Source organism: Cupriavidus sp. 22TCCZM01-5 (assembly GCF_057798915.1).
In genome coordinates this window covers 51,511-77,879 of record NZ_JBYOJR010000032.1, presented here as the reverse complement: position 1 = coordinate 77,879, position 26,369 = coordinate 51,511, and the positions used below count along the sequence as shown (strand labels likewise).

Here is a 26,369-nt window from a genome sequence, read left to right as displayed (position 1 = left end):
CCAGCCGCGTCAGCCCACGTACCAGAGAATGCTGACAAACTGGCACGTGCTGCCCGCCAGCACGAACAGATGCCAGATACCGTGGAAGTGCCGGACCTTCTCGTCAAACAAAAAGAATCCGATGCCGGCCGTATAGAGTGCGCCGCCCGCTACCAGCCACCACATGCCGGGCGCCGGCAACGCTGCCGCCAGCGGCTGGAATGCTATCAGCACCAGCCATCCCATCACCACGTAGATCGACAACGAAAACACCCGCGTACGCCGCCCGATCCAGAGTTCCTGCACGATGCCGACGACGGCGAGTCCCCAGTTGATCCCGAATAGCGCCCACCCCCATGGGCCGCGCAGCGTGACCAGTGCAAACGGCGTATAGCTGCCCGCGATCAGCAGGTAGATGGCGCAATGATCGAGCCGCTGGAATACGTCCTTGGCCGGGCCGCGCAGGCTGTGGTACAGCGTGGAGATCGTGTAGAGCAGAACCAGCGTGGTGCCGTAGACCACTGAACTGACCACCTTCCACGCGTCGTGGTAGAGGGCCGAGGATGTCACCAGCACCGCCATGCCGGCGGCCGCCAGGATGGCACCGGCCAGGTGGCTGTAACCGTTGAATCGTTCGCCGCGATACATGCGCCGTCCTCCGGGAAAACTCAGTCGGTGCGCAGTCCGCAGTGCAACCGCGGATGCACGAAGCCGTATTTTCGCACGGCTGCGCGCGCTTGCCGCGGCAAGGCCCTGACGGGAGTCATGGCTTCGTTGCCATACGGCGACAGTGTCGCGGCATATCCATCTGCGAAAGCATTCGTTCCCTGTGCCGGTGCACACCGCTATCGTCTGCCCATCCAACCTTAGCGTGAGGCATCCATGCGTACCCGTTCCCCGCTGCTGCGCGCAGCGCTGACCCTGATCACCGGCCTGGCCGTGCTCGCTTCCGGCTCCGCCATGGCGGACCGCCTCGACGACATCCGCAAGGCCGGGGTACTGCGCGTGGGCGTGTTCGACGCCAACCCGCCGTTCGGCTTTGTCGACGCGAAGACTAATGCGCCGGCCGGCCTCGATGTGGACTACGCGCGCGAGATTGCGAAGCGGCTCGGCGTGAAGGTCGAATTCCGTGCCACCAACCCGGCCAACCGGATCCCGCTGCTGGCTTCGCAGAAAGTCGACATCGTGGCCGCGAACTTCACCATCACCGAAGAGCGCCGCCAGCAGATCGCCTTCTCCACGCCGTACTTCGCCAGCGGCCTGCAGTTCATCGCCAGGAGCGGCACGCTGCGCCAGCCAGACGACCTCAGGAGCTGGCGCCTGGGCGTGGACAAGGGCACCACGCAGGAAACCACGCTGCGGCAGAAGTATCCGGAGGCGCGCGTGATTGCCTATGACGACTCGCCGCTCGCCCTGGCCGCATTGCGCAGCGGCGCGATCCAGGCCTTTGCGCAGGACGGCGCCAAGCTCGGTGCCTTGCTGGCGACATTGCCCAACAAGGAGCAGTTCGAGATCTCGCCGTTCACGCTGACGCGCGAATACATGGGCATCGGCATTCCGAAGGACGAGGTACGCCTGACCGCGACGATCGACCAGATCCTCGCGGAGCTCGAGAAGAACGGCGTGGCGGGGCAGATCTACGACAAGTGGTTCGGGCCGAAGAGTTCGGCGCCACTGGCAAGGGACTTCCGCATCGGCGACAAGGTCAACTGATGCTGCCTGGCGCACGCATGAAGCGGGAATGGGAATGACTGCGTCCATCCTCTTCCAGCCGCTGAAAGAGAAATACCTGCACTGGCTGCTGTCGGGCTTTGCCATGACCGTCGCGCTGTCGGTCGCCGTGTTCGTGCTTGGTTGCCTGCTTGCCTGCGCGTGGCTGGCATTGCGCCGCACGCCGGTGCGGGTTGCCGTGGATGCAGCGATCGGCTTCGTGCGCAAGACGCCATTGCTGGTCCAGCTCTTCTTCTGGTACTTCGGCGCAGCGCAATGGCTCGGCAATGCGGCGATCGCCCGCATATCGGATTGGCGCGGCGTCGATATCGGCGCCGGCATGATGCTATCGGCGCCATCGCTGGAGGCGCTGGCGAGCACGCTTGGCATCGCGCTGTATGCGAGCGCCTTCTATGCGCAGGAACTGGAAGCCGGCATCGCCGCCGTGCCGCGCGGCCAGTTCGCGGCCGCGCTCGCGCTTGGCTTTTCGACACAGGCGGCGTGGTGGCGCATTGTCCTGCCGCAGGCGCTGCGCATCGCGGCGGCGCCGATGGTCGGGCAGTTCTGCCAGACCATCAAGAACACCTCGCTGGCGATGGCGATCGGCTTTGCCGAGCTGTCCTATGCCGCGCGGCAGGTGGAGACCGACACCCTGATGGCATTCCAGGCCTTCGGCGTGGCCACGCTGCTCTATGTCGCGCTGATCCTGCTGCTGCAGGCGCTGGCGCCGCTGGTGCAGCGGCAACTGGGCTGGCATGAGGTGAAGCATGGCTGATGCCGCGGGCCTGCCGGCGGGCCTTGCGCTGGTGCTCGGCCAGTTGCCGTTCCTGCTCAAAGGCGCCTTTCCCGAAGGGCCGCTCGCGGGGGCGGCGCTCACGCTGGCCATGGCCGCGATGGCCTGTGCGGGTGCCACGGCGGCAGGCATTGTGCTCGCGCTGCTGCTTGCGCTGGCGCCGCCGCCGGTGACGCGCCCGGTGCGCGCGCTGCTGGCAGTGCTGCGCGCCATCCCGGTGCTGATGCTGATCTTCTGGGCCTATTTCCTGCTGCCGATGCTGGCTGGCGTGCAGGTCGGCGAGGTGCAGACCGTGGTGATCGCGCTGGCGCTGATCGGCGCCGCCTACATCGCGCAGAGTCTTGATGCCGGGTTTGCCGCCATCGGCAAGAGGCAGCAGCATGCCGCGCTGGCCCTTGGCTTCACGCCGCTGCAGGCGATGTGGCATATCGTGCTGCCACAGACGCTGCGCGCGATGCTGCCATCGCTCGCGAACACCTGGGTATCGCTGACCAAGGATACGTCGCTGGCCTATATCGTCGGCGTGACCGAGCTGTCGACACTGGCCGCGCAGATCAACGGGCGCAATATGGGTTATGCCGCCGAAGTCTTCGCGGCCGTGGCCTTGCTCTACTTCCTTGCGTGCGCGGCGATTGAATCGTGCGCCGCATTGCTGCTGGCACGCGGCGGGTACCGGCGGCGCCGGCCATTCACCCGTACCGGCGCCGCTGCGGCTTGGCCGGCTTCAGCACCGCGAAATCCGTGACACGCTGCGCTCACTCCGCCGGCGCGCTGAGGGCGGCGTCCAGCATGGCGATCGCCAGGCCGACGAGCAATGCGATCGCGGAGGCAACAAACCAGCGTACGGTCTGGCGATACTCGGCGACGGCATCGTCCTCGATCCGCAAGGCGCGGAACAGCGCGACGATTTGCAGGACCACCGCGCCGACCAGGGAAAGCGCGGCAAACGCCGCGCGAGCGTTCCAGTGTCCCGGGCTCTCGAAGCCCCAGAAGCGCCAGAAGGCCAGCGAGAAGCCAAGGAGCACGGTGATTGCCGTGATGATGCCCTGACGATAGCCCGCGGGTACCATCTGTGGCGCGGGCGTAGCGCTCTGCGGCGGGGTGTCGGGCGCGGGCATCGGGCGCAGCGTTACGGTTGCGTTGCCGGTAGTTCGACCACGGCCAGCGTGGCTACCAGGCCGCCCACCACGCGGCTGCGGTGACCCTTGCCAGTCGTGTCCTCCAGCAGCAGCGCGCTGCCGGCGACCAGCGAACGGCGTTCGCCGTCGGAGGCCTCGAATTCCATCTCGCCGTCCAGCATGAACATCCACATCCTGAGCGGGGATGGATGCAGGTCGCCCACCCAGCCGGTCGGCACCACCAGGAAGCCCTGGCGCACGGCGGGCGTCATTGACGACACCCAGAACGATGGGGCAGGTGGCGCAAAATTGCGCTCCGACATTTGCGTCGACAGCGCGCCGAAATGCGATTCGCCGGATTCGTCGGCGTAGAGGCGGCCGAAGGCCAGGGTGGAATGGTGGGTAGTGGAGATTGCGGGGTCTGGCATGGCGCGGCCTCCGGCAAGGGGCGTTGGCCCCGTTGTTACGCTAACCAGTCTAGATTGCGCAGGGCGGCTGTGTTGGCCTTCTTGGCATGCGCCGCTCGCCAGCAGCGCCCGCCAGGCACGACAATCGCCCCATCGCCACAGGCCCCGCGGAAAAATACTTAAAACGCCACCCGTGCGCTCTAGCTCTACTCCGCAGGCTGCCGGTTCGTCAGGTTGTTCAACGGCGCCCGCCACGCGGTGTCGGCGTTCGGGTTGCCGGGCTATTGCTCGTTCAGAACAATCAATGCATCCAATGCCACCGCGCCTTGGCCTTGCTGGCGGACCAGCAGCGGGTTCACTTCCATTTCGCCGAGCCGGTCGCCCAGCGCCATGGCGGCGTCCGATAGTGCGGCGATGGCGGCCGCGGCGGCTTCGATATCGGCGGCGGGCTTGCCGCGGAAGCCGGTCATCAGGCGATAGCCGCGCAGGCTCGACAGCATTTCGTGCGCCATGGCGCGGTCTACCGGCAGCAGGCGGTGCGCGACGTCGTGGAAGATTTCGGTGAAGATGCCGCCCAGCCCCACCGTCATGGCCGGCCCGAACACCGGATCGCGCGTCACGCCGACGATCAGCTCGCACACGCCGCTGGCCATCTTCTGCACCAGCACGCCGCGTTGCTCGGCCAGCGGCATTGCCTTCACCGCATTGGCAACGACTTCGCCAGCAGCCGTGCGCACCTGCTGCGCATCCGCCAGGCCCAGCCGCACGCCGCCGACCTCGGTCTTGTGCGCGATGTCCGGGCTCAGCACCTTGACCACGACCGGATAGCCGATGCGCTCGGCCGCGCTGGCGGCCTCGTCTGGCGTGGCGGCGACGGCTTCGTCGCTGATCGGCACGCCAAAGCCGGACAGCCACAGCTTGGTCTGGTGCTCGTCCGTGGACGCCGCGGGCAGATAGCCGGCGGCGCCCATGCAAGCCTGGGCGCGCAGGTCCATCCAGCGCGCCGTCGGCGCGGCCGTGCCGAGCCAGCCTACGTAGCTGCCGAGCGCCTGCGCGGCACGCGCGACGTCGGGGAACAGTGCCACGCCGGCCGCTGCCAGCCGCTGCCGGCTGGCGGGCTCGCCGGTGGTTGCCACCGCGATCAGGCGCCTGGTCTTCGCGGCCACTTCGATCAGTTCGTCGGCGACGCGGTCGAGCAGGTAGGCCGTGGCGTAGAGAAAGATGACGTCCGTGCCGCCATCGGCGGCCAGGTTGTCCAGCACCGCATAGGCCAGGCCATCGCGGTTGAAAAGCTGCCCCGTCATGTCGACCGGGTTGGCCACGCCGCCGATCTCGGGCACCGCGGCCTGCAGGCGCTGCTGCATTGCATCCGACAGGCGCGGCACTTCCAGGCCCGCGGCGCTGAGCAGGTCGGCCGACAGCGCGCCCATGGCGCCCGATACCGATGCCACCACCACGCGGCGCCCGGCGCTGCGCTGGCGGAAGCCCGACAGGTAGGCCAGGTCGGTCAGGTGCGCCGGGTCGCGCGCCTGCATGGCGCCGAGCTGCGCGAAGGCCGCGCGGTAGATGGCCTGGTTGCCGGCCAGTACCGCCGTGTGCGATTGCGTGGCGCCGGAGCCGGCCTCGCTTTCGCCAGCCTTGAGCACGATCAGCGGTTTGCCGGCGGCGCGCAGCCGCGCGGCGGCATCAATGAAGCGGGGACCATTGCGCAGGCCTTCGACGTAGCCGACCACGGCGCCGGTCTGCGCCTCATCGGCCAGGTAGTCCAGGTAGTCGGCATAGTCGAGGCAGGCTTCGTTGCCGGTGTTGATGAACTGGTGGAAGCCCACGTCCATCTGGCGGCCGGTGGCGTAGACGATGGCGCAGACGTTGCCGCTTTGCGTCAGCAGGCTGACATGGCCGGGACCGTCCTGGGGCGGAAAGGCGCGGAAGGTGGTGGCGAACGCGGTAATCGCGCGCGTGGTCAGGTTGGCCAGGCCCATGCAGTTGGGGCCGGCGATGGCCATGCCGGTTTCGCGCGCGAAGGCGGTCAGCCCGGCCTGGCGGGCCACGCCGGCCGCGCCGGCTTCGGCAAAGCCCGAGGCATAGAGGATCGCCGCGCGGATGCCCACGGCGTGGCAGTGCCGCAGTTGCGGCAGGACTTCATCAGCGCCGAGCGCGAGTACGGCCACATCGGGCGTCGCCGGCAGCGACTCGACATCCGGGTAGCACGCCAGCCCGGCGATTTCCGCATAGCGCGGATTGACCGGATAGACCGTGCCCCGGTAGCCAAGGCGCTGCAGGTGGTCCAGCGCCACGCCGCCGATGCGGCTGGTATCGCGCGAGGCGCCGATGATGGCAATGGAAGCGGGTTCCAGCAGCCGGGACAGGGCGGCGCGGTCTGGGCGGGACGCCGTAGCGGTAAAGGTCATCATCATCTCCATCCTTCCTGTGCCGGAAGGTGGAGCGATTCAAGCCCATGGTGGCGGGCCGCGGCAAGCAACGCGGCCCAGACTGTGCATATTGTGAACGGAGTGGGTGCGGACGCAGGACATGCTGCGCCGCAATGTGGCCTGACGGCTACCTCTGCCTGCGCGCGGCGGTGTATCTTGTGAGATATCGGAGCCGCGTCCCATGCGGGCGGCCGGCGCCTGCGCGGCGTTGCGGAGACAACCCAATGCACCCAAACTGCAATGCGTCCAGCCTGTCGCCAACCTTGACGGGTCCGGCGCACGCCTGGCGTGGCTGGCGAGCCTGCTGGCGGCGCCTGGCCACAGTTGCCACGGCAATCGCCTGCGCCGGTGCACTGGCCGGCTGTGCGAGCTTGCCAGCCTCCGCCGAGCGCACGCCCTCAAGCGCCCCGGCCGTGACCACGGACACGCCGCTGGGCAAGGCGCTGGCGCCACGCCTGGCGCAGCGTCCGGGCGAGTCGCTGTTCTACCCGCTGTCGACCGGCCCCGACGCGCTTACCGCGCGCCTTGCCATGGCGCGCGCCGCGCAGCGCAGCCTGGACCTGCAGACCTATATCTTCGAGCCCACGGGCACCGGCGCCGCCGTGCTCGGCGACATCATCGATGCCGCCGACCGCGGCGTGCGCGTGCGCGTGCTGCTGGACGACTTGCATACCAGCGGCCTGGACAAGGTGCTGGCCGCGATCGACTCGCATCCCAATATCGAGGTCAGGCTGTTCAATCCGTTCGCCAACCGCGGCGCGCGCTGGCTGGAGATGCTGTGGAGCTTCAACCGGCTGGACCGCCGCATGCACAACAAGTCGATGACGGTGGACAACCAGATCTCGCTGGTGGGCGGGCGCAACGTGGGCGATGCCTATTTTTCCGCGCGCATCGACATGGACTTCAGCGACCTCGACGTGCTCGTCGCGGGGCCGGTGGTGCCGCAGGTGTCGGCGGTGTTCGACGAATACTGGAACGATGTCTCGTCCTACCCCGTGGTGGCGCTGATCCCGGAAGGCAAGGACGCGCCCGCTGAGATGCGCGCCCTGCGCAAGCGCCTCGAAGCGCGCGGCGATCGGGCGAAGGCCAGCCCCTATGTGCAGGAGCTGCTCGATTCGGGCCTGGCGAAGGGCATCGAAAGCGGCCACATGCCGGCCTACACCGGCAAGGCCACCGTGGTGTCTGACAAGGCCAGCAAGATCACCGAGCAGACCCCGGGCGACGGCTATGCCACGGTACGCCTGGAGCGCCTGATCAGTGCGGCGAAGAACGAGGTGGTGCTGGTGTCGCCGTATTTCGTGCCGGACGATGACGGCGAGGCGTGGCTCGTCGCGATGGCGAAGCGCGGCATCCATGTGCGCGTCCTGACCAATTCCTTTGCCGCGACCGACGTGAGTGCCGTGCATGCGGGCTACGCGCCCCACCGCGAGGCGCTGGTGGCGGCCGGCGTCGAGCTGTACGAACTGAAGCCGAGCGCCTATGCCGAACTCGCGCAGCGCGGCAAGGGTGGCGGCTCGGGCCCGAACTCGCGCGCGTGGCTGGCGTCGAGCCGCGCGAGCCTGCATGCCAAGAACTACATCGTCGACCAGCACCTGGTGTTTATCGGCTCGCTCAACATGGACCCCCGCTCGGCCAAGCTCAATACCGAGATGGGCGTGGTGCTGGACAGCGCTGCACTGGCCCAGCGAATCCTGAAAGGCATGAACGATGGCCTGCTCGATATCACCTACCGGGTCGAACTGCGCCAGAACCCGGACGGCAGTTCGCGCCATCTTGTCTGGGTCACGCGCGAGCAGGGCCAGCTGAAGACCTACGAGAGCGAACCGGGCATGGGTCCGCTGGAACACCTCGGCATCGGCTTGCTGCGCGTGCTCCCGATCAAGGAAGAACTCTGAGCCTGGGGCGGATGCTGCACAGCGTCTTACATGAATCGCCGATCGGCGGTAATGTCGGCGGCTGCGCCCCGGAACCCACTGGCGGCCGCCTGCGCTGCCCCCGGGCAGCATCGCGAGCGGCCCGTACACAAGGAGATCCATGAAAGCCGCTGTCCTGCATCAACCCAAGTCCCCGCTGGTGATCGAAGACGTCGCAATCGGCAAGCCCGGCCCGCATGAAGTACTGGTGCGTACCGCTGCCGTTGGCGTGTGCCATTCCGACCTGCATTTCCTCGATGGCGCCTACCCGTACCCGATGCCCGCCGTGCTCGGGCACGAAGCCGCCGGCGTGGTGGAGCAGGTCGGCGAGCTGGTGCGCACGGTCCGGCCCGGCGATCACGTGATCACGTGCCTGTCGGCCTACTGCGGTCATTGCGAGCACTGCCTGACGGGGCACCTGTCGCCTGTGCACCGAGCCCGATACGCGCCGCGGAGAAAGCGAAGCGCCGCGCCTGGCCGCGCACCGCGGCGGCGTGATGAACCAGTTCCTCAATCTTTCCGCGTTCGCGGAACAAATGCTTGTGCACGAACACGCGCTGGTGGCGATTCGCCGCGACATGCCGCTGGATCGCGCCGCGCTGATCGGCTGCGCGGTCACCACCGGCTTCGGCGCGGTGGTGCATACCGCGCGCGTGCAGCCCGGCGAAACCGTGGCCGTCATTGGCTGCGGCGGCATCGGGCTGGCCACCATCAATGGCGCCGCCATTGCGGGTGCGGGGCGCATCATCGCCATTGACCGCGTGCCGGGAAAGCTGGCGCTGGCGCGACAGTTCGGGGCGACCGACGTCGTCGAGGCCGGCGAGGATACGGTGGAAGCGGTACGCGCGCTGACCGGTGGGGGCGTTCACCACGCGTTCGAGGCCATCGGCCTCAAGCAGACCGCCGAGCAGGCCTTCGCCATGCTGCGCCGTGGCGGCACGGCGACGGTGATCGGCATGATCGCGCCGGGGGTGAAGATCGAGCTCAAGGGCAGCGACTTCCTTTCTGAGAAGAAGATCCAGGGTTCTCTGATGGGATCCAACCGTTTCCCGGTGGATATGCCGCGCATGGTCGATTTCTACATGGCGGGGCGGCTCAAGCTGGACGAGCTGATTTCGCGGCGCCTGCCACTGGAAGGCATCAACGGCGCGTTCGATGAACTGCGCCGCGGGGAACTGGCCCGGTCGGTGGCGGTGTTCGGGGACTGAGCGATCCGGGGCAGGCCGGCTTCACGCCTGCACCGCCTCCCGCTTCCTGCCCGCCGGCCGCCTCGTTTCAGGCACTCCCAGCGTCTGCTCCAGCACGTCCAGGAACACGCGCACGCTGGCCGGCATCAGCTTGCGCGCCGGCATCAGCACGTAGACCTTCAGCGGTGACGACGCATAGGCTGGCAGCACGCGCACGAGCTGCCCCTGCTGGACCTGCTCGTGCACGAAGCGCGGCGACAGGCGCGCCACGCCCAGGCCGTCGATGGCGGCCTTCAGGCGCAGCTCGGCGTTATGCGTGCAGATGCGCGGCTCGACATCCAGGCGCGCGGTTTCCACATCGTCGCGCAGGAATTCCCAGAAGTGATCGTCGGCATTGCCGAGCGTGGGCCAGCCGGTCAGGTCCTGCGGGGTGCGCGGCAGGCCGCGGTCGCGGATCAGGGAAGGCGCGGCATAGAAGCCGCGCTCGATCAGCACGACCCGCTTGCTGGCGAACGAGGTGTCCTGCAGCCGGGTGTTGGTCATGACAAAAGCCAGGTCGTAGCCGTGGCGGATCAGGTCGGGCTGGTCCCAGCTCACATCCACATGGACGCGCAGGCGCGGATGCAGCCGCATCAGGCGGCTGAGCCCTTCGGACAGGTGCTGCGACCCGACTTCGTACGGCGTGGAGATGCGCAGCACGCCGCAGACTTCATCACTGACCGACGCCGCTTCCGCGCTGATCTCATGCAGCTCGGCGAACAGCGGCGCCACGCGGTCATAGAGCCGCTGGCCGCGCTCGGTCACGCGCACGCGCCGCGTGGTCCGTTCGAACAGCCGCACGCCAAGCTGGCTCTCCAGCCGCGCCACCGCCGCGCTGGCCGATGACTTGGGCACGTCGGCCAGTTCCGCCCCCTGGGTAAAGCCGCCGCCTTCCACAACGCGGCAGAATATCTCCCAATCCTTCCATTCGATCGTCTTCATGCGGTGCCCCGGCGTCAGCAGCGCCCCCGGATGAATTGCTGGCCAGCGGAAATGGCAGAAAGGGGCGCTTGCGGCCAGATTGTCCCACAGCGTGGACAATGGCGCTGCGCCGCTTGCGCAATGAGCGCCTGGCCGATATCGGTCAGGCAGGCGCGCCGGACAGCCGCTTCAGTAGGGCTGGTCGCCAGGACGGATACTGAAGCCGAGTGTATCGGCGATATCCGTCATCTCTTCATCGTCCTCGCTACGCGTGATCCAGCCGCCGTAGGCATCACCCTCCGTGTCCCAGTTCCACAGCGTGTAGCCGGCCACGCGCAGTTGCCGGTGGGCCAGCTCCATCAGTTCGGGCACGCTGGTGCTATCCAGGAAGCTCTCATCCTCGGGGTCTTCGCTGCCCCAGTCGATTTCGAGGTCCAGGCGCTCGCAAAGCTGGTTCATGCAGCCGATGAAGGACTGGCAGTCCTTCCAGTCGACGAAGAAGCCCGACTGCCAGTCGATCACCTCGCGGATCACCCATAGCAGCTCCTGGCCCTCGGTGTCGTCGTCTTCGGCATCCAGCAGCGCGTCTTCGAACAGCGCGGCCTGCGCTTCGGTCTGCGCGATATCGCCAAGGTTGATCAGTGCGAAAAAGCGGTGGAGCGCGTCCTGTTTATCTTCGTCCAGTGGTGTGACCATTTTCTGTTTCCTTGTTTGATTCTTGCCATTCAGGCGGCAATGCCGACGATCTCGCGCTGGCCGCGCGGCGTGACCCGCAGCGCGCGCGATGTCGGCGTGGCCTCCACCCAGCCGCGCTGCAGCAGGCTGCCGAGCAGCGCGGCACCGAGCGCGCCGCCAAGGTGGGGCTTGCGCTCGCTCCAGTCGGGGCAGGTGCAGGCGAACTGGCGCCGCTTGCGGCGTGCCGCTGCCACGTCGATGCCTAGCCGCGACATGGCTTGCGCGCCATCGCCGCTCAGGTCCACGGCATTGCCGTCGACCAGCAGCCAGCCCGCGCGCGTCATGCGATCGAACAGCGCCACTGCGAGTTCGCCGGCGAGGTGATCGTAGCAGGTGCGTGCCTGCCTCAGCGCGGGCGGCGCCGTACGCGACACCGGCACATCGCGCAGCCGCGGCGGAGGGCTCGCCAGCGAGGCCGAGGCCAGCGCCTCGATGGCGACGCCGATCTCGGGCGCGGCCAGCCGGTAGTAGCGATTGCGTCCGCGCGTCTCAACGGCCAGCAGCCCGCCTTCACTGAGCCGGGTCAGATGTCCGCTCGCGGACGAGGCGGACAGGCCCGCAATCAGTGCCAGTTCGCCAGCCGGGCGTGCGCTGCCGTCCATCAGCGCCCACAGCATTGCCGCGCGGCCAGGGTCGGCCAGCAGGCCGGCCAGCTGGCTGATGCCCGGGTTGTATTCCATGATTCAGCATGAGGTGAAGGATGGAATGGAGTATAGGCGTCTTTTCAATGATGATCGGTCGCACGCAAGTGTCTCCCTGTGCAACCAGATGGATCGCCGAGCCCCACGAAGCTTAGCGATTCTCCGCTGGGCTCTGCTTTGACAAATTCGGCTTCCTGGATCATGGATTGGAGGAGCAACTCCAATGGAGCACAGGAAACCTTGAAGATGCCGTGATAAGGGTGTGTTAATTCCAGGATGAGAAAGCTGGCACTGGCTATAGCGATAGCGCCTAGCAGCATAAAGATCAACGCGACCATATGTCCGCCGCTGAAGCTTCCATAGAGAAAGAACAGCAGGCACGCCCATCCAAATACAATGACAAGCAGCAAAGCTGGAACTTGATTCGAGAGACTGCGAACAATATTGGATTGGACGCTGACAAAATTGCTGGAATAGTCGCGAAGTGCTTTTATGTCATCGCGACTCATGTTCTTGAATCCGACCGAGATATCGTTTATCTCAAGCAGTTTTCCGACATCCTCTGATACTTGATTGTAGGTGATCTGACCACCATGCCTGTGACCATTCTTTGGCCAATAGCGGCCCAGAAGGTCGACAACGAGCTCACGCAATATCATTCTGGGACGTGCTGACACGTCAGGGAAGTGCTTTAGCAAAAGATCGATATTGGCTATTGCGCTGACGAGCGAGTTCAGATCCGCCTGGTGGTTGTTGAATGCGGCATAAGAGGAAGATACAAGCAGACCAAGAACAATGGCGAATAGCGTTCCAATCAATGATGAGATTGACCTGATTGCGTCTATCGAAAGGTCAATATCTATCGGGAACAGTGTGTGCGCATAAACGCCTGCAATTGCACAGAAGAAATTAATCAGGGCAATAGCGAAACAGCGTCGGAAGATACTCATCAAATTCGTCCACTATCTTACTGGTATAAAGTGAAAGCGCGATCACACCGCCAGTGACCTGTTTGGCCTTGGGGGAAGTGCGGCAGCTCAGAGGTCATCCCGACCCCGTGAGACGCGGGGGTGGCCGCACCGGAGTAAGTGCGTATTGCGGCATACCCGCGACGCCGGCCGCTTCGCACCGACGCTTTGCTTTATATAATACACCAAACGTCATGATGACAAACTAGTCAGTTTGTAGCAGAATGCCGGGATGTTGAAAAATTCGAGTGGGCTTGCTCACGGCTTGCCTTCTGCACCCGCGCCCATGACCATTCCCGGACACTCCGTGCATCAGAACCGCATCCGGCTGCGAGCCCGACGACAAGGCTCGCAACGGCTGGTCGCCTGTGAGTACTGCGACGCTCTCCATACGCGCGTGGCGCTGAAGCCGGGCGAACGTGCGGCGTGCGTTCGCTGTGGCGGTGCGCTATATCGCGACGGCTCCCGTATCTATCGGCGCCTGCTGCCGCTCGTGGTGACCGCCCTGATCCTGTTTCTGATCTCGAACGCATGCCCGATTGTGGTGATGGAACTCAAGGGGGCGCGCACCGAGACGACACTATGGGGCGCAGTACAGGCACTCTGCGCGGACGACATGGCGATAGTGGCGATGCTTGTGTTCGCCACGACGATCCTGCTTCCGTTGGTCGAGTTGCTCCTGATGTGCTACCTGCTTGTGCCGATGGCGCGACAGCGCAAGCCCGCCGGCTTCGAGCGCATTGTGCGTGGTATCCGCCAGACGCGTCCGTGGGGAATGATCGAAGTGTTCATGATCGGTGTGCTGGTCACCGTGGTGAAGCTCTCCACCATTGCGCAGGTACTGCCGGGTGTGGCCCTCTGGTCGTTCGGCGCGCTTGTTGCCGTGCTTGCCGCCATCCTGTCCTTTGACCCGCGCGAATTGTGGCACCACCTCGACGCGCACGGTACCTACGATGTGCCGCCCTCCCGGCCGGATGCCGCATCATGAACGCGATTCAATCGCCTCACGCTACCGCCACATCGTGCGGACTGCTGTCATGCCACGCTTGCGACCTGCTCAGTCCAATGGCGCTTGAGGGCGAACCGTGTCCGCGCTGTGGCGCCGTACTGCATCATCGGAAGCCGGGCGGCGTGACGCGCGCCTGGGCCTTCCTGCTGGCTGCCTACTTGCTGTATATCCCCGCCAATCTGCTGCCGATCATGGTGACGCAGTCGATTTTCGGCACACAGCGCGACACCATCATGTCCGGCGTGGTCTATCTGTGGCTGTCCGGTTCGCACATGCTGGCCCTCGTGGTGCTGATCGCCAGCGTTATCGTACCGCTGGTCAAGATGGTGATCCTGACGCTGTTGCTGCTATCGGTTCGCCGCAAATCGAGCTGGCGCATCCGCGAGCAGACCCGGCTCTATGCACTCGTCGAAATCATCGGCCGGTGGTCCATGCTTGACATTTTCGTGGTGGCGCTGCTGGCCTCGCTGGTGCGGGTCGGGACTCTGGCCACGATCGCGCCAGGGGGCGGGGCCGTCGCCTTTGCCTCGGTCGTAGTACTGACCATGCTGTCGTCACTGAGCTTCGATCCCCGCTTGTTGTGGGATGCACTCGAGACGTCGCCGTCTACCATCCAATATCCGCACACCGACTATGCCGGAACACACTGATCGTCTCCTGCCCGCGGGCCTGCCGCAGCCTGAACGCAAGCCTCCTGCGCGTTGGCTACCTTCCATCGTCTGGCTGATCCCCATCGTTGCGGCGGTGGTCGGGCTTTCGCTGCTCGTCAGCGCACTTGTTTCGCGCGGGCCCGAGATCACTGTCACCTTTCGTACTGCCGAAGGCCTGACTCCCGGAAAAACACCAGTGCGCTACAAGGACCTCGATATCGGCGTAGTCAAGTCGGCGCGGCTGGCAGCGGACCGCTCTCACGTGATCGCGACAGTTGCTCTCACCAAGGATGCCAAGAGCTTCGCCGTCGCCGACACACGTTTCTGGGTGGTTCGGCCGCGCTTTGCCATCAGCGGCGTGTCCGGTCTGGAGACGCTGCTGTCCGGCGCATACATCGGAGTGGATGCGGGCAGGTCTACCGAGACGTCCCACAAGTTCACCGGGCTCGAAGCTCCGCCCGTTATCACCACGGACTCCTCGGGCAGGCAGTTCGTGCTCCGTGCGCAAGACCTGGGCTCGCTCGATATCGGCTCGCCGCTCTTCTTTCGTCGCGTGCAGGTCGGCCATGTCGTGGCGTATCAGCTCGAGCCGAACGGCCACGACATCACGCTGCGGGTCTTCGTCAACAAGCCATATGACAAGCTTGTCACCGCCGATACGCGCTTCTGGCACGCCAGCGGGGTCGACCTCAAGCTCGACGCGAACGGGCTGAAGTTGTCCACCCAGTCGCTTGTCACCGTGATGCTTGGCGGCGTCGCGTTCCAGGCGCCGGAGCATTCGACCGTGCGAACCTCGGCCGCGGAGAACACCGAGTTCCTCCTGGCGGCAGATCAGTCCGAAGCCATGAAGGAACCGGAGGAACTTGCCCCGGCGCTGGCTGTGCTCAACTTCGACCAGTCCGTGCGCGGACTGTCTCCAGGTGCGCCGGTCGATTTCCGTGGCGTAACGGTTGGGCAGGTACGCTCGATCGGGATCGAATACCAGAGTGACAAGAAGGCTTTCCGCATGCCCGTCGTGGTGGAGCTATATCCGTCTCGCATGGGTCTTCACGAGAAGGATGTGGCTGACGACATGCGCAAACGCGCCATCGTGCAAAGCCTGGTACAGCGTGGCATGCGGGCGCAGCTGCGCACCGGCAACCTGCTGACCGGCCAGCTGTTTGTGGCGCTCGATTTCTTCCCGAAGGCGTCTTTGCCGACTGATCTGGATCTGAACGCATCGCTGCCTGAACTCCCGACCACACCCGGTGCCTTCGACGAGCTGCAAGCGAAGCTTGGCGACATCGTGACCAAGATGGGCAAGGTGCCGTTCGACCAGATTGGACAGGACGCCCGTACGGCGATGGTGTCCATGAACAAGATGCTCGTCAACGCGGACAAGCTGGTGACACAGGTCAATGGCGACGTGGCTCCACAGGTGCTCGCCGCGCTGCACGATGCGCGCCGTACGCTCGCCACGGCCAATGAAGCGCTGGGGCCGGACGCCTCACTGCAGCAGGATACGCGACGAATGATGCAGGAACTCACCCGAACGGCGGCTTCGCTGCGCATGCTCACCGACTATCTCGAGCAGCATCCGGAAGCACTACTGAGCGGAAAAAGGGAAGAGAAATGATGAAACGTCTGACGAAACAGGTCCCACTGGCCGTTGCGGCCGCCGCCTTGATGAACGGCTGCGCCTCTCCTGAGCCACGCTACTACACGCTGGCCACGGATTCCACGAACGCCGCGACGGCCGTGGGCAGGCGAGACAGTCGGACGGAATATCCGCTATGGATCGAGGTCAGGCCGGTACGGGTGCCGGAACGCCTGAACCGGACTCAGCTGGTGGTGCGTGACGGTAGCACTGGTGGCGTCAAGCTGTTCGACACATCGCGCTGGACGTCACCATTGCCGGATGAACTACGTGATGCGTTGTCACAGCGACTTCAATCGACCCTTGATGCGGTGGATGTCTACCAGCAGGGCGTGTCCGCGACGCAACCAGCGTTCCGCGTGGCAACGGAAGTGGTCAGCCTTGATGCCGAAGTGGGTAAGCGTGCCGCGGCAACGATCACTTGGACCGTGCGGCGACTGCCGGACGGTAAGGTCCTGAGCGGCCGCACCGAAGCAGAAGCGCCCGCTCCGGGGCAGCTCGATGGCGTGGTACAGGCATATCGCCAGATCCTCGCCGCGACTGCAGCCGATATAGCAGCCGGCGTGCAATCCTTTGCCCGCTAGTCGTGAATCGCCTGCAAGAGGTCACTGAGCATGGCAGTTTCACGTGATCAAGCCATTCTGGCGGAGATGGCTTGATCACTGTCATCGTTTTTCACCGTCTCCTTTGGATCCATGAAGCGGTTGCTTTCAGGCTACGAGCAAATCGTCGATCTTTCGCTGGGCCTGTTCGATAGCGACCTGCCTCTGCTCGGCTCCGACCGACACCCCTTCGGCGGCAACGACTTCGAGCCGGGATATGCCAACGAAGGAGAATACGCTTCGCAGATAGGCTTCTGCGTGCTCCAGCGCAGCGTTGGGCGAACCTGTTCCGTAGAATCCGCCTCGGGCGATAGCCAGCACGATGCGCTTATCGCCGGCGAGTCCTTCCGGTCCTCCGGCCGTATAGCGAAAGGTCTTTCCCGCAACGGCAATGCGGTCAATCCAGGCCTTCAGCTGGCTGGCGATACCGAAGTTGTAGAACGCGACACCAATGACAACAATGTCCGCCGCCAAGAATTCTTCGAGGATGGTGCGTCCCAGCTCAATATCTTGCAGAAGCTCTGCGTTGTTCGCCGATGCAGGATCCAGGGACGCAGCCAGATATGCGCCGGACAAGTGTGGAATGGTTGTGGTGGCGAGGTCACGGTATATGACATCGGCCTGCGGATGCGCGGTCTTGAACCTGCGGACAATGGCGGCCGACAAGGTACGGCTGACGGAATTGCCTCCGAGAATGCTGGAGTCAATGTGAAGAAGCTTCGTGGTCACTCGGGAATCTCCAATGTAGGGACTGACCGTCGCGTCGTCGAACCATCGAAATTCAATGGGTGCGATTGCGTGATGGCTTGCACCCAACTTACCTAGCTTTCGAATCCGCTACAAGGAGGCACACCGATGTTACCTGCAACCAGCGCGGACACCTTGCCCCGCATTCCGGACACGGGGACGGAGCTTCCCGCAGCCTGTCAGCGAGCGGGTGCGCTCCTCGCCCGCATCGGCGACAAGTGGAGCGTCCTGATCCTCATGCGCCTGGCCCCCGGCAAAATGCGATACAACGAATTGAGGCGCCAGATTGGCGGTATCTCGCAGCGGATGCTGACACTGACGCTACGGGGATTGGAACGAGATGGACTCGTTACGCGGACCGTATATGGTACGGTCCCGCCTCGCGTCGATTATGGGTTGACCTCGCTCGGTCACTCGCTAAGGAGACCCTTGGAGGAGCTTGGCCTTTGGGCCGTTGCGCATCTCTCGGACATTGAACAGGCGAGGCACGAGTTTGACCTCCGTAGCCATGCGAATCCGGAATATGCAGGCGGCGGCTGAGGATTCCAATGGCCTGCTCCATCAACACGGGCAGCTTGGCCATCCGCCATCGGCCGTCACTTTGGCGAGCGCGGCATTGAGGGCGCGGGTGAAATCCACCTCGCCCTCGCTGGCGGCGTAGCCGGACTCGCGAATGGCGGCAATTCGGCCATCAGCCGTTGGGCTCCGCCTGGGTCGCACAGTCAGAACTTGTGCCGCATCCCCACAACGGCGGTGACCTGACTTTTCGTCGACGATGGGGCCAGGGTGTAGATCTGCGCGAACTTTGCGTCTCCCGCGGCGCGCTGGTAAATGCCGACCAGGAAGAGGTCGGTGCGCTTGCTCAGGAAATAGTCAGCGCCAAGGTTCACCTGGTGCCACTGCGGCATGGTGCCCGTCGGCTGATATTCACCCCAGGTGAATATGTAGGCCGCCCCGAGCAGCAGGTTGGGCGTGATGTAGTCAGTCAGGGAAAACTCGGCATTGTTCAGCGTCAGGTGCGTATTGTCGAGGTAGTCGAATCGGACATTGGTGTAAAGCAGTGAAGTCCCCACCTTCCCGAACTGATAGGCCCCGCCGGTGCCAAAGATTCGCTGATGATTGACCTTTGCACCATTGGTCGGGCTGGTGACGAACGGCGAGCTGAATCCGTAATCTCCCACTACCGCGCCGGACTGATTGCTGGCGGCATTGGGTGTGTTCAGCTCTTCGTACGCCATGCCAAGCGACAAATCGCCTGCCTTGTACGATGCGCCGAAGCTGAACGCATTGTTCGACTTGAAGTTGCCCGGCTGCTCGCCAAGGCTGAGCATGCCGGAAACCTGGAAGCCGCCGTATGACGGGCTCTTGTAGGCGATCGTATTGTTGACGCGAAAGGTATTGAAGACGTTGTCGCTATCACCGATGTGCGTGCCAAACGCGGCGAACTGTGTCCCCGACTCATAGGGCCACAAGGTAGCCGCCGGCAGATCGTACTGGCGGCCCAGCGTGACGGTACCCAGTTCAGGCGATTGCAGACCGATGAAGGCCTGTCGGCCGAACAGGCGACCGCCTTGGGAAAGGGTGCCCGTATCAATGGCAAAGCCACCTTCCAGGGTGAAGAAGGCGATGTTGCCGCCGCCAAGTTCTTCCGTGCCTCGCATCCCCCAGCGTGGCGTCTGCATCGGCCCGTTCGGCATCTGCACCTGGGAATGGCCGTTCTGGTTATTGGCATAGAGGATGCCAGTGGAAATTAACCCGTACAAGTTCACGCCGGCTTCAGCCCGCGCTGCCGAGCAGCCCAGCAGGAGTGAGGTGGCGAGGATGACAGTTCGCTTCATGGTTACCTTTTCTTCTGTGAAAAACGGTTGAACACGCTTCTCCCGTGCGCCGCGGCGCATGGGTTCTGCGTAGTGGAAGCTGAGCTGGGAGGGGAGTCGTCTGCGGCGAGTGACTAGCCCGCAGTATTCACAGGGGGAAGCGGCACCGGTCCGGCGCCTGCGCGACAGGTTTGCTGGGGCCGACGATCGTCTTGATCCTGGCACGGATGCAGCTCCCGTACCGATGCGTGATGCCCGTTCGGGCGCGTGGGTCTTTTTGATGGCCAGTGTGCATGCCTGTTTCCTCTGAATCTCTTATCGATGAGATTTGGACGGATTCTCCGCGCGGAATCTGTCTTGTGGGAAGCATCGTTTTTGACGAGGCCCGAGCGAATTTATTGCGCGGGAGTACCTCGGCAGCGCTGATTTTTGCACCGGCACGAGGCATGGATGGCACCGTCCATGGGAGCCTTCGCACCATTGTCGCGCGATCTAATTTTGGCATCGCCATTGCTCTAATAATGATTCTTGTTAGAGCACTAGGCGGCCATCAGAATAGGCCCGTCGCAGCAATGTCTCGCGAACGCGGCAGGGAAAATTGATACGCAATTCAAGGAGATGAGATGGCAGTTCCAGAGAATCCACAGCGCCGACGCGTGATCCAGACAGCGTTCTTGGCCGGCGGGCTGGCTGCTTCCGGCACAATGCTGTCGGTGCGCGCCCTTGCCGCCGACAAGGCGGCTGTCAGCATGCAACTGGGCTGGGTACCGGGCGGCAATCAGGTAGGTGAAGTCGTGGCAAAGCGACTCGGTTACTACGAACAGGAAGGTATTGATTTCAGCATCATGCCGGGCGGGCCGAATATCGATGGCGTTGCCATCGTGGCCTCCGGCCGGGGCGAGGTCGGGCAGATCTCGTCGAGTCCGTCGATCATGCTGGCAGTGTCGGAAGGCCTGCCCGTCAAATGCTTCGCGGTGGGCCTGCAGCAGCATCCCTACGCTTTCTTTTCGCTGAAGAAGTCACCCATTCGCACGCCGCAGGACATGATCGGCAAGCGAATCGGCATCCAAGCAACCGGTATGGTGCTGCTCAAAGCCCTGCTGGCCAAGCACAAGATTCCCGAAAGCCAGGTCAACATCGTGCCGGTCGGCGTCGACATGATGCCGCTACTGAGCGGGCGCGTGGATGCTGTCACCGGCTGGCAGACCAACGTTTCGGCGCTCAAGACACTGGGTGCGGACCGCGTCGAGCTGAGCCTGTGGGATTCCGGGGTGCGGCTCTATGCGCTGCCTTACTACGCCCATACCGACACGCTGCGCAAGCATCCCGAAGTGCTGCAGCGCTTCCTGCGCGCGACCGCGCGTGGCTGGATTCAGGCCCACAAGAACCGCGATCAGGCCACTGACCTTCTGGTCAGGGAATTTCCCACACTGAACCGCGCCGATGAGCGTGCGGCGATCGACACGTTCATGAACTACGCCTTTCAAAAAGAGGGAAGCACGCACGGATGGGGCAGCATGGACGCGGCAGTGTGGCAGGAGCAGATCTCGCTTTACGCCCAGCTTGGCCAGTTCCGCGCGCGCACGCCCAAAGTTGAGGACGTCATGACCATGGACGTCCTGAAAGCCACGCAATCCGCCAGAGTCATAGCCTGAACGATGCAAGCGATCCTACCGGAGACCGTCGGCGCGGCGCGCGCCGTCAACACCCCGCTCGTGCGCGACACAGATGCGGGACTCTCAATCCAGTGCCGTAACGTCAACGTCCGCTTCTTTACCGACCGGCGCAGCACGACTGCCATCGAGGGCCTGAGCCTCGACGTGGCCAGGGGCGAGTTCCTGACCCTGCTCGGCCCGTCGGGGTGCGGCAAGTCCACCTTCCTGCGTGTTATCGCCGACCTGGTCAAGCCCAGCCGTGGTCAGATTCGCGTGCTCGACGAAACGCCGGCCGTGGCACGCGCCAGGCGCGATATCGGATTCGTGTTCCAGGACGCCGCACTGCTGCCGTGGCGCACGGCGCTGCAGAATGTGGAGCTGCCCCTGGAGGTCGCCAAGGGCAAGTCCCGCGCGGGCAAGGCTACGCCGCGCGAATTGCTGGAACTGGTTGGCCTCAAGGGACGTGAAGACGCCTATCCACACGAGATGTCGGGTGGCATGCGGCAGCGAGTGGCGATCGCACGCGCGCTTGTCAGCGACCCCCGCATCCTGTTGATGGACGAACCCTTCGGCGCCCTTGACGAGATCACCCGCGACCGCCTGAACGAGGAACTGCGCCGCGTCTGGCGCGAGCTGGGCCTGACCATCCTGTTCGTCACGCACAGCATCTATGAGGCCGCCTTCCTCGGCCAGCGTGTGCTGCTGCTTGCGGCCAATCCTGGCCGGGTCAGGGAAATCGTGCCGGTCACGCTGACCGAGGACCGCACCCTCGACATTCGCGAGACAACCGAGTTCGTACAACTATCCGCCCATTTGCGGCGCGTGCTGGAGACCTGCTGATGAGTGCCACGGAAATGAAGGTGGGCCTGGCCGCCACCGGAGCGGACCCCGAAGCCGACGCCTACCGCGCCAGTCGCCGCCGGCGCCTGTGGCGTGCGCGGGCGCTGCCCGCACTCGGCATTGCCGCGTTGGCATTCACGTGGTGGGTAGTGGTCGCGGGCTTCGACATCAAGCCTTTCATCGCCCCTTCGCCCGGCCTGGTGCTGCAGACGCTGTTCGACAAGCGCGACATCCTGCTGCAGAACCTCATTCCGACCGCAACCGAAGCCGTGGGTGGCTTCCTGCTGGGCAACCTGATGGCCATCGTGCTGGCAACGGTGTTCGTCCACAACCGGACTTTGCAGGATATCTTCTACCCGGTCGCCGTGATGATCAATTCGATCCCGGTGGTGGCCAAAGCGCCGATCCTGGTGCTGATCATGGGCAATGGCATCGCGCCCAAGATCACCATTGCCGCCATCGTGTGCTTCTTCCCCACCCTAGTGAACATGGTACGCGGGCTGGAGGCGGTCAACCCGCAGTCGCTCGAACTGATGCGGGTCCTTTCCGCCAGCAAGCGCGAGATCTTCTTCAAGCTGCGCCTGTTCAATTCTCTGCCATACCTGTTTTCGGCGCTGCGCATCGCGGCTTCTATGTCGGTCATCGGCGCCGTGGTGGGTGAGTGGATCGGCGCCACCGAAGGCATCGGCGCCATGATCATCCAGGCCACCTACGCGTTTGACTCCGCTTTGCTGTACGCGGCCATCCTCATGAGCGCGGCCCTGTCCGGCATGTTCTTTCTCGTCATCGCGGCGCTTGAGCGCCGGATCATCAAATGGCAACCGGCGAGTGCCCACTGAGCGCCCGCCGGGCATCGCCCGACAACAACGATTCCAAGGACAAGCATGAACAAAATCAATGACTGGATCCGCCAGCCCGCCAGGGATGTGCGCGTGGCGGCGCAGGCCAATGTGGTGGTGGTGGGTGGCGGCCCTGCCGGCCTGTCCGCCGCGCTGGCGGCGGCGCGCAACGGTGCACGCACCATCCTGCTGGAGCGCTACAACCATCTGGGCGGACTGGCGTCGGGCGGCATGGTGCTGGTGCTTGACGATATGTGGGACAGCCACCTGCAGGAAATCTCGGTACGCGGCAACTGCATGACCATGATCGAACGCATGGCTGCCGTGGGTCTGGCGCGCTTTCCGCGCGCCGACGAGTGGGGTGACGACCCCGCGGCCTACCGGCGCTGGGGGCGCTGGGGCACCTTTGACTTCCACAGCCAGAAGACGCCCCACCCGATCTGCTTTGCCGCGGCCTTTGATCCCGACGCCTACAAGCGCGTGGCGCTGGAGATGGTGCAGGAAGCCGGCATCGAGCTGCGCCTGCATTCCTGGTTCTCGCAGACGCTGGTGGAAGACGGCAAGGTCAGGGGCGTGATCTGCGAGACCAAGAGCGGCCGTGAAGCGATCCTCGCCGACGTGGTGATCGACACCACCGGCGACCTCGATGTCGCCGCCTCCGCCGGCGCGCCGCATATCGGCGGCAGCTATATCACCACCACCGTGTTCCGCCTTGGCGGCGTCGACACGGAAGCAGCCGAGCGCTTCGAGCGCGAGGAGCCGGAAACCTACGCCGAGCTCGACCGCCAGGTCAAGCGGGTGCTGGGCGGTTCCTGGGGCCTGTGGTGGCTGAAAACCCCGCTGCCCGGCGTGGTGTGGTGCAACTGCCCGCATATGGCCGGCATCGACGGCCTCAAGGCGGAAGACCTGACGCGTGCGGAGATCCAGGGCCGCAAGCATATCCACGCGGTGGTCGATTTCGTGCGCGAGAAGATGCCCGGCTTCGAGCAGTGCTATGTCATCGACGTGGCGCCGCAGACCGGCGTGCGCCAGACCCGCCTGCTCGACGGCGAGTACGTGATGTCCAAGGAAGACGTGGCCCAGCGCGCGCGCTTTGACGACAGCATCGCGCGCGGCCGCGATTACTACATGCCTTATCGCGTGCTGCTGCCCAAGCAGGTCGATAACCTGCTGGTGGCAGGGCGCCACTATTCCGCCACCTCCCAGGCGCAAAAGATCTCGCGCGAGATCCCGCCTTGCATGGCCATGGGCGAAGCCGCCGGCGTGGCCGCCGCGCTGGCGCTGAATGCCGGGGTCTCGGTGCGCGACGTGGATGTGCGCGCGGTACAGAAGACGCTTCGCACGCAAGGCGCAGACCCCGGTGACCAGACCGGACGCAATGCCGATGTTCCGGCGCTGGCGGCTTATGTGCAGGCGGAGGCAGCATGACCACGCAAGCCATGCAAAGGAATCTCCCGCTCAGCGGCGTCCGCGTGATCGACTTCACCCAGGTCATGATGGGGCCGGTCTGCACGCAGACCCTGGCTGACTATGGCGCGGATGTCATCAAGATCGAACGCGAGGGGGCCGGGGATCTCAGCCGGTCCACCTTCGAGCCGGTTGCGGGCACCGACAACCCGATCTTCTGCAGCCTGAACCGCAACAAGCGCAGCGTCGCGCTGAACCTGCGCGATCCGAACGCGATGGACCAGGTCAAGGCACTGATTGCCGGCGCCGACGTGGTGGTCAACAATTTCCGCGCGGGCGTGATGGAGCGCATGGGCCTGTCCTATGAGGCATGCCGCGAGATGAATCCCCGGATCATCTATGCGGTGGGCACCGGCTTTGGCGAAAGCGGGCCCTATGCGCACAAGGGCGGCCAGGACGTTCTTGCGCAAGCCATCACGGGCTTGATGGCGCGCCGTGCCGACGAGTCGCTACCGGTTTCGGTCTACCCGACCGCGCTGGCCGACTATTCCGCGGGCATGCACATGGTCCAGGGGGTGCTGCTGGCGCTGCTGGACCGGGTCCGCACCGGCGAAGGGCAGAAGATCAGCGTCTCGCTGTACAACTCGATGCTCGCCATGCAGATGCAGGAGGCGGCCATGATCATGATGGAGGACTCGGAGGTCAACTGGGCGGCCATGCCACTATCGGGGGCGTTTGAGGCCACGAACGGACCGCTGGTGATGGTCGGCGCCTTCAAGGAGAACCCGTTGCGCGATATCTGTGCAGCGCTGGAACTCGAAGACCTCTCGGCCGATCCCCGTTACAGCGACCTCGGCCAGCAGTTCCTGAACAAGGCCACGTTGCAGGCCACCCTGCGCGAGCGCTTTGCCAGCAATACGCGCGAGCACTGGCTGGCCCGGCTGGAAGCGCAGGACATCCTGTGCGCTCCGGTGCGCGACCTGCGCGAGGCGCTGGTCGATCCCCAGACCCACCACAACGGGATGCTGCTGGAAGGGCAGGGCGAAGGCCAGCAGGTCCGGTTCATCAACAGCCCGATCAGCATGTCGGGCGCACGCGTGACGCTGCGCCGCGCGCCCCCCCGGCTTGGCCAGCACAACCAGGAAGTACTGGCGGAGTTGGCCGGCCACGCCGGCACGCCGGTGGCGACGGAAACGGAGGCATCATGAGCGTCAGTCTGCAAGTCGGGAACTATGTCGCAACGGTCACGCTGTCGCGCCCGGACGTCCTGAACGCTGTCGACCTCGCTACCGAAGCCGAACTGCAGGCCATCTGGACCGAACTCGAGCGTCGCGACGATGTGCGCGTGGTGGTGCTGACCGGCGCCGGGGAGCGCGCGTTCTGCGTGGGCGCGGACCTGAAGAATCCCGCTACCACGGGCCTCGAATACTGGGGCGCTTCGCGTCCCGGTGGCTTCGGCGGGATTGCGCTGCGGGAATCGCTGAACCTGCCGGTCATCGCGCGCGTCAACGGCTTTGCGCTGGGTGGCGGCTTCGAGATGGTGCTGGGCTGCGATATCGTCGTGGCATGCGAGGAAGCGAGCTTCGGCTTGCCCGAAGCCCTGGTCGGGCGCATGCCGCTGGACGGTGGCATGACCCTGCTGCAGCGCCAGATTCCCTATCGCCAGGCCATGGCGATGCTGCTTACCGGCAAGCGCGTATCAGCGCGGGAAGCCGAGGGAATGGGGCTGATCAACGAAGTCGTGCCGCGCGCACAACTGGACGACGCGGTGCAACGCTGGATCGGTGCCTTGCTGGCGTGCGCACCGCTGTCTCAGCAGGCCATCAAGCAGGTCGTGCGCCGCACCGCCACGCTGTCGCCGTCCGATGCGCAGGCGCTGCGGCTGCCGGCGCTGGTCAGCGCCTTGCAGTCCGAAGACGCGCACGAGGGCGTGCTGGCCTTCCAGCAAAAACGCAAGCCTGTGTGGCGGGGTCGGTGATGGCCTACGTCATTGCTTCGGGCTGCATCGACATCAAGGACCGCGCCTGTGTCCAGTGCTGCCCGGTCGACTGCATCTACGAGGGTGGGCGTACCCTGTACATCCATCCGGACGAGTGCATCAGCTGCGGCATCTGCGTCTCGGTATGCCCGACCGAAGCGATCCACGCGGACAACGAACTGCCGGAAGCGGAGGCGGTCTTTGCCGCCGTCAACCGGGAGTTCTTCGGCCCGGCGGTCAGCGGCATCGGTTCGCCGGGCGGCGCCGACTACATCGGGCCGGTCGCGTGCGATCATCCCGTGGTGTCAGCGTATCCCACTGCAGTGCGGGCCTAGGCCCCCAGAAG

26 protein-coding genes and 1 pseudogene are annotated in these 26,369 nt (G+C 64.8%); 17 read left to right on the top strand and 10 right to left on the bottom strand.

Annotation, left to right across the window (positions count from 1 at the left end):
• Window positions 1–9: 9 nt before the first annotated feature.
• Window positions 10–627: a PAQR family membrane homeostasis protein TrhA gene (gene trhA / locus AC3FNH_RS25135; protein ID WP_488721986.1), complete on the bottom strand. Its 618-nt coding sequence runs from the start codon at window positions 625–627 to the stop codon at window positions 10–12.
• Between the two features lie 234 nt (window positions 628–861).
• On the opposite strand from trhA, the gene AC3FNH_RS25130 reads away from it, so the two are divergent.
• From AC3FNH_RS25130 to AC3FNH_RS25120, 3 genes are read left to right on the top strand one after another with little or no spacing between them, the layout of a single operon-like run.
• Window positions 862–1,692 (top strand): ABC transporter substrate-binding protein, encoded by an 831-nt coding sequence (locus tag AC3FNH_RS25130; RefSeq protein ID WP_488721985.1) that lies wholly within the window; start codon window positions 862–864, stop codon window positions 1,690–1,692.
• 28 nt (window positions 1,693–1,720) lie between these two features.
• The gene (locus AC3FNH_RS25125; protein WP_276102535.1) at window positions 1,721–2,464 is read left to right on the top strand and encodes an amino acid ABC transporter permease; all 744 of its coding nucleotides are present in this window, start codon (window positions 1,721–1,723) and stop codon (window positions 2,462–2,464) included.
• Window positions 2,457–3,227, top strand: coding sequence for an amino acid ABC transporter permease (locus AC3FNH_RS25120; RefSeq protein ID WP_276102534.1), 771 nt, complete (start codon window positions 2,457–2,459; stop codon window positions 3,225–3,227). Before AC3FNH_RS25125 ends, AC3FNH_RS25120 begins: the two co-directional genes overlap by 8 nt.
• 10 nt (window positions 3,228–3,237) lie before the next feature.
• Here the strand turns inward: AC3FNH_RS25120 and AC3FNH_RS25115 are convergent, their stop codons facing one another.
• The 3 genes from AC3FNH_RS25115 to AC3FNH_RS25105 form a co-directional block, all read right to left on the bottom strand.
• Entirely contained in the window at window positions 3,238–3,600 is a 363-nt protein-coding gene (locus AC3FNH_RS25115) for a hypothetical protein (RefSeq protein WP_488721984.1), read from the bottom strand.
• Window positions 3,601–3,611: 11 nt separating this feature from the next.
• Window positions 3,612–4,028: a cupin domain-containing protein gene (locus AC3FNH_RS25110; RefSeq protein ID WP_488721983.1), complete on the bottom strand. Its 417-nt coding sequence runs from the start codon at window positions 4,026–4,028 to the stop codon at window positions 3,612–3,614.
• 260 nt (window positions 4,029–4,288) lie between these two features.
• On the bottom strand, window positions 4,289–6,418 hold the full coding sequence (locus AC3FNH_RS25105) for an acetate--CoA ligase family protein (protein ID WP_488722001.1): 2,130 nt from the start codon (window positions 6,416–6,418) through the stop codon (window positions 4,289–4,291).
• A gap of 245 nt (window positions 6,419–6,663) precedes the next feature.
• Between AC3FNH_RS25105 and AC3FNH_RS25100 the strand changes: the two genes are divergently transcribed.
• On the top strand, window positions 6,664–8,334 hold the full coding sequence (locus tag AC3FNH_RS25100; RefSeq protein ID WP_488721982.1) for a phospholipase D family protein: 1,671 nt from the start codon (window positions 6,664–6,666) through the stop codon (window positions 8,332–8,334).
• Window positions 8,335–8,473: 139 nt separating this feature from the next.
• Window positions 8,474–9,560 (top strand): annotated as a pseudogene (locus AC3FNH_RS25095) (Zn-dependent alcohol dehydrogenase).
• Between the two features lie 21 nt (window positions 9,561–9,581).
• Here the strand turns inward: AC3FNH_RS25095 and AC3FNH_RS25090 are convergent.
• From AC3FNH_RS25090 to AC3FNH_RS25075, 4 genes are all read right to left on the bottom strand, one after another.
• The gene (locus AC3FNH_RS25090; protein WP_276102529.1) at window positions 9,582–10,520 is read right to left on the bottom strand and encodes a LysR family transcriptional regulator; all 939 of its coding nucleotides are present in this window, start codon (window positions 10,518–10,520) and stop codon (window positions 9,582–9,584) included.
• 168 nt (window positions 10,521–10,688) lie between these two features.
• Window positions 10,689–11,195, bottom strand: coding sequence for a DUF6630 family protein (locus AC3FNH_RS25085; RefSeq protein ID WP_488721981.1), 507 nt, complete (start codon window positions 11,193–11,195; stop codon window positions 10,689–10,691).
• Between the two features lie 29 nt (window positions 11,196–11,224).
• Complete coding sequence (locus tag AC3FNH_RS25080) at window positions 11,225–11,914, bottom strand: ArsR/SmtB family transcription factor (RefSeq protein ID WP_488721980.1); 690 nt, start codon at window positions 11,912–11,914, stop codon at window positions 11,225–11,227.
• A gap of 44 nt (window positions 11,915–11,958) precedes the next feature.
• Window positions 11,959–12,825: a bestrophin-like domain gene (locus tag AC3FNH_RS25075; protein WP_276102526.1), complete on the bottom strand. Its 867-nt coding sequence runs from the start codon at window positions 12,823–12,825 to the stop codon at window positions 11,959–11,961.
• 304 nt (window positions 12,826–13,129) lie between these two features.
• Here AC3FNH_RS25075 and AC3FNH_RS25070 point away from each other — a divergent pair, with 304 nt between their 5' ends.
• The 4 genes from AC3FNH_RS25070 to AC3FNH_RS25055 are packed head-to-tail and all read left to right on the top strand — an operon-like array spanning window position 13,130 to window position 16,722.
• Window positions 13,130–13,831 carry a paraquat-inducible protein A gene (locus tag AC3FNH_RS25070; RefSeq protein ID WP_488721979.1) on the top strand — a complete coding sequence of 234 codons (702 nt, stop codon included), beginning with the start codon at window positions 13,130–13,132 and terminating at the stop codon, window positions 13,829–13,831.
• Window positions 13,828–14,502: a paraquat-inducible protein A gene (locus tag AC3FNH_RS25065; RefSeq protein WP_276102524.1), complete on the top strand. Its 675-nt coding sequence runs from the start codon at window positions 13,828–13,830 to the stop codon at window positions 14,500–14,502. Before AC3FNH_RS25070 ends, AC3FNH_RS25065 begins: the two co-directional genes overlap by 4 nt.
• Complete coding sequence (locus AC3FNH_RS25060; protein WP_488721978.1) at window positions 14,486–16,117, top strand: PqiB family protein; 1,632 nt, start codon at window positions 14,486–14,488, stop codon at window positions 16,115–16,117. The genes AC3FNH_RS25065 and AC3FNH_RS25060 overlap by 17 nt, the downstream gene beginning before the upstream one ends.
• A complete protein-coding gene (locus AC3FNH_RS25055; RefSeq protein WP_488721977.1) occupies window positions 16,114–16,722 on the top strand; it encodes a PqiC family protein in 609 nt (202 codons plus the stop codon). The genes AC3FNH_RS25060 and AC3FNH_RS25055 overlap by 4 nt, the downstream gene beginning before the upstream one ends.
• A gap of 126 nt (window positions 16,723–16,848) precedes the next feature.
• Here AC3FNH_RS25055 and AC3FNH_RS25050 read toward each other — a convergent pair whose 3' ends face one another.
• Window positions 16,849–17,469 carry an FMN-dependent NADH-azoreductase gene (locus tag AC3FNH_RS25050; RefSeq protein ID WP_488721976.1) on the bottom strand — a complete coding sequence of 207 codons (621 nt, stop codon included), beginning with the start codon at window positions 17,467–17,469 and terminating at the stop codon, window positions 16,849–16,851.
• 126 nt (window positions 17,470–17,595) lie between these two features.
• Between AC3FNH_RS25050 and AC3FNH_RS25045 the strand changes: the two genes are divergently transcribed.
• Entirely contained in the window at window positions 17,596–18,027 is a 432-nt protein-coding gene (locus tag AC3FNH_RS25045) for a winged helix-turn-helix transcriptional regulator (RefSeq protein ID WP_488721975.1), read from the top strand.
• A gap of 182 nt (window positions 18,028–18,209) precedes the next feature.
• Here AC3FNH_RS25045 and AC3FNH_RS25040 read toward each other — a convergent pair whose 3' ends face one another.
• Window positions 18,210–19,325, bottom strand: coding sequence for a porin (locus tag AC3FNH_RS25040; RefSeq protein WP_488722000.1), 1,116 nt, complete (start codon window positions 19,323–19,325; stop codon window positions 18,210–18,212).
• Between the two features lie 602 nt (window positions 19,326–19,927).
• Between AC3FNH_RS25040 and AC3FNH_RS25035 the strand changes: the two genes are divergently transcribed.
• Genes AC3FNH_RS25035 through fdxA form a run of 7 tightly spaced genes read left to right on the top strand, consistent with a single transcriptional unit; the run spans window position 19,928 to window position 26,358 of the window.
• Complete coding sequence (locus AC3FNH_RS25035; RefSeq protein WP_276102520.1) at window positions 19,928–20,959, top strand: ABC transporter substrate-binding protein; 1,032 nt, start codon at window positions 19,928–19,930, stop codon at window positions 20,957–20,959.
• Window positions 20,960–20,962: 3 nt separating this feature from the next.
• Window positions 20,963–21,799 carry an ABC transporter ATP-binding protein gene (locus AC3FNH_RS25030; RefSeq protein WP_276102519.1) on the top strand — a complete coding sequence of 279 codons (837 nt, stop codon included), beginning with the start codon at window positions 20,963–20,965 and terminating at the stop codon, window positions 21,797–21,799.
• A complete protein-coding gene (locus AC3FNH_RS25025) occupies window positions 21,799–22,638 on the top strand; it encodes an ABC transporter permease (RefSeq protein ID WP_488721974.1) in 840 nt (279 codons plus the stop codon). Before AC3FNH_RS25030 ends, AC3FNH_RS25025 begins: the two co-directional genes overlap by 1 nt.
• 45 nt (window positions 22,639–22,683) lie before the next feature.
• Complete coding sequence (locus AC3FNH_RS25020; protein ID WP_488721973.1) at window positions 22,684–24,066, top strand: FAD-dependent oxidoreductase; 1,383 nt, start codon at window positions 22,684–22,686, stop codon at window positions 24,064–24,066.
• Entirely contained in the window at window positions 24,063–25,253 is a 1,191-nt protein-coding gene (locus AC3FNH_RS25015; protein WP_488721972.1) for a CaiB/BaiF CoA transferase family protein, read from the top strand. The genes AC3FNH_RS25020 and AC3FNH_RS25015 overlap by 4 nt, the downstream gene beginning before the upstream one ends.
• Window positions 25,250–26,023: an enoyl-CoA hydratase-related protein gene (locus AC3FNH_RS25010; RefSeq protein WP_276102515.1), complete on the top strand. Its 774-nt coding sequence runs from the start codon at window positions 25,250–25,252 to the stop codon at window positions 26,021–26,023. Before AC3FNH_RS25015 ends, AC3FNH_RS25010 begins: the two co-directional genes overlap by 4 nt.
• On the top strand, window positions 26,023–26,358 hold the full coding sequence (fdxA, locus tag AC3FNH_RS25005; RefSeq protein WP_488721971.1) for a ferredoxin: 336 nt from the start codon (window positions 26,023–26,025) through the stop codon (window positions 26,356–26,358). The genes AC3FNH_RS25010 and fdxA overlap by 1 nt, the downstream gene beginning before the upstream one ends.
• Window positions 26,359–26,369 lie beyond the last annotated feature (11 nt).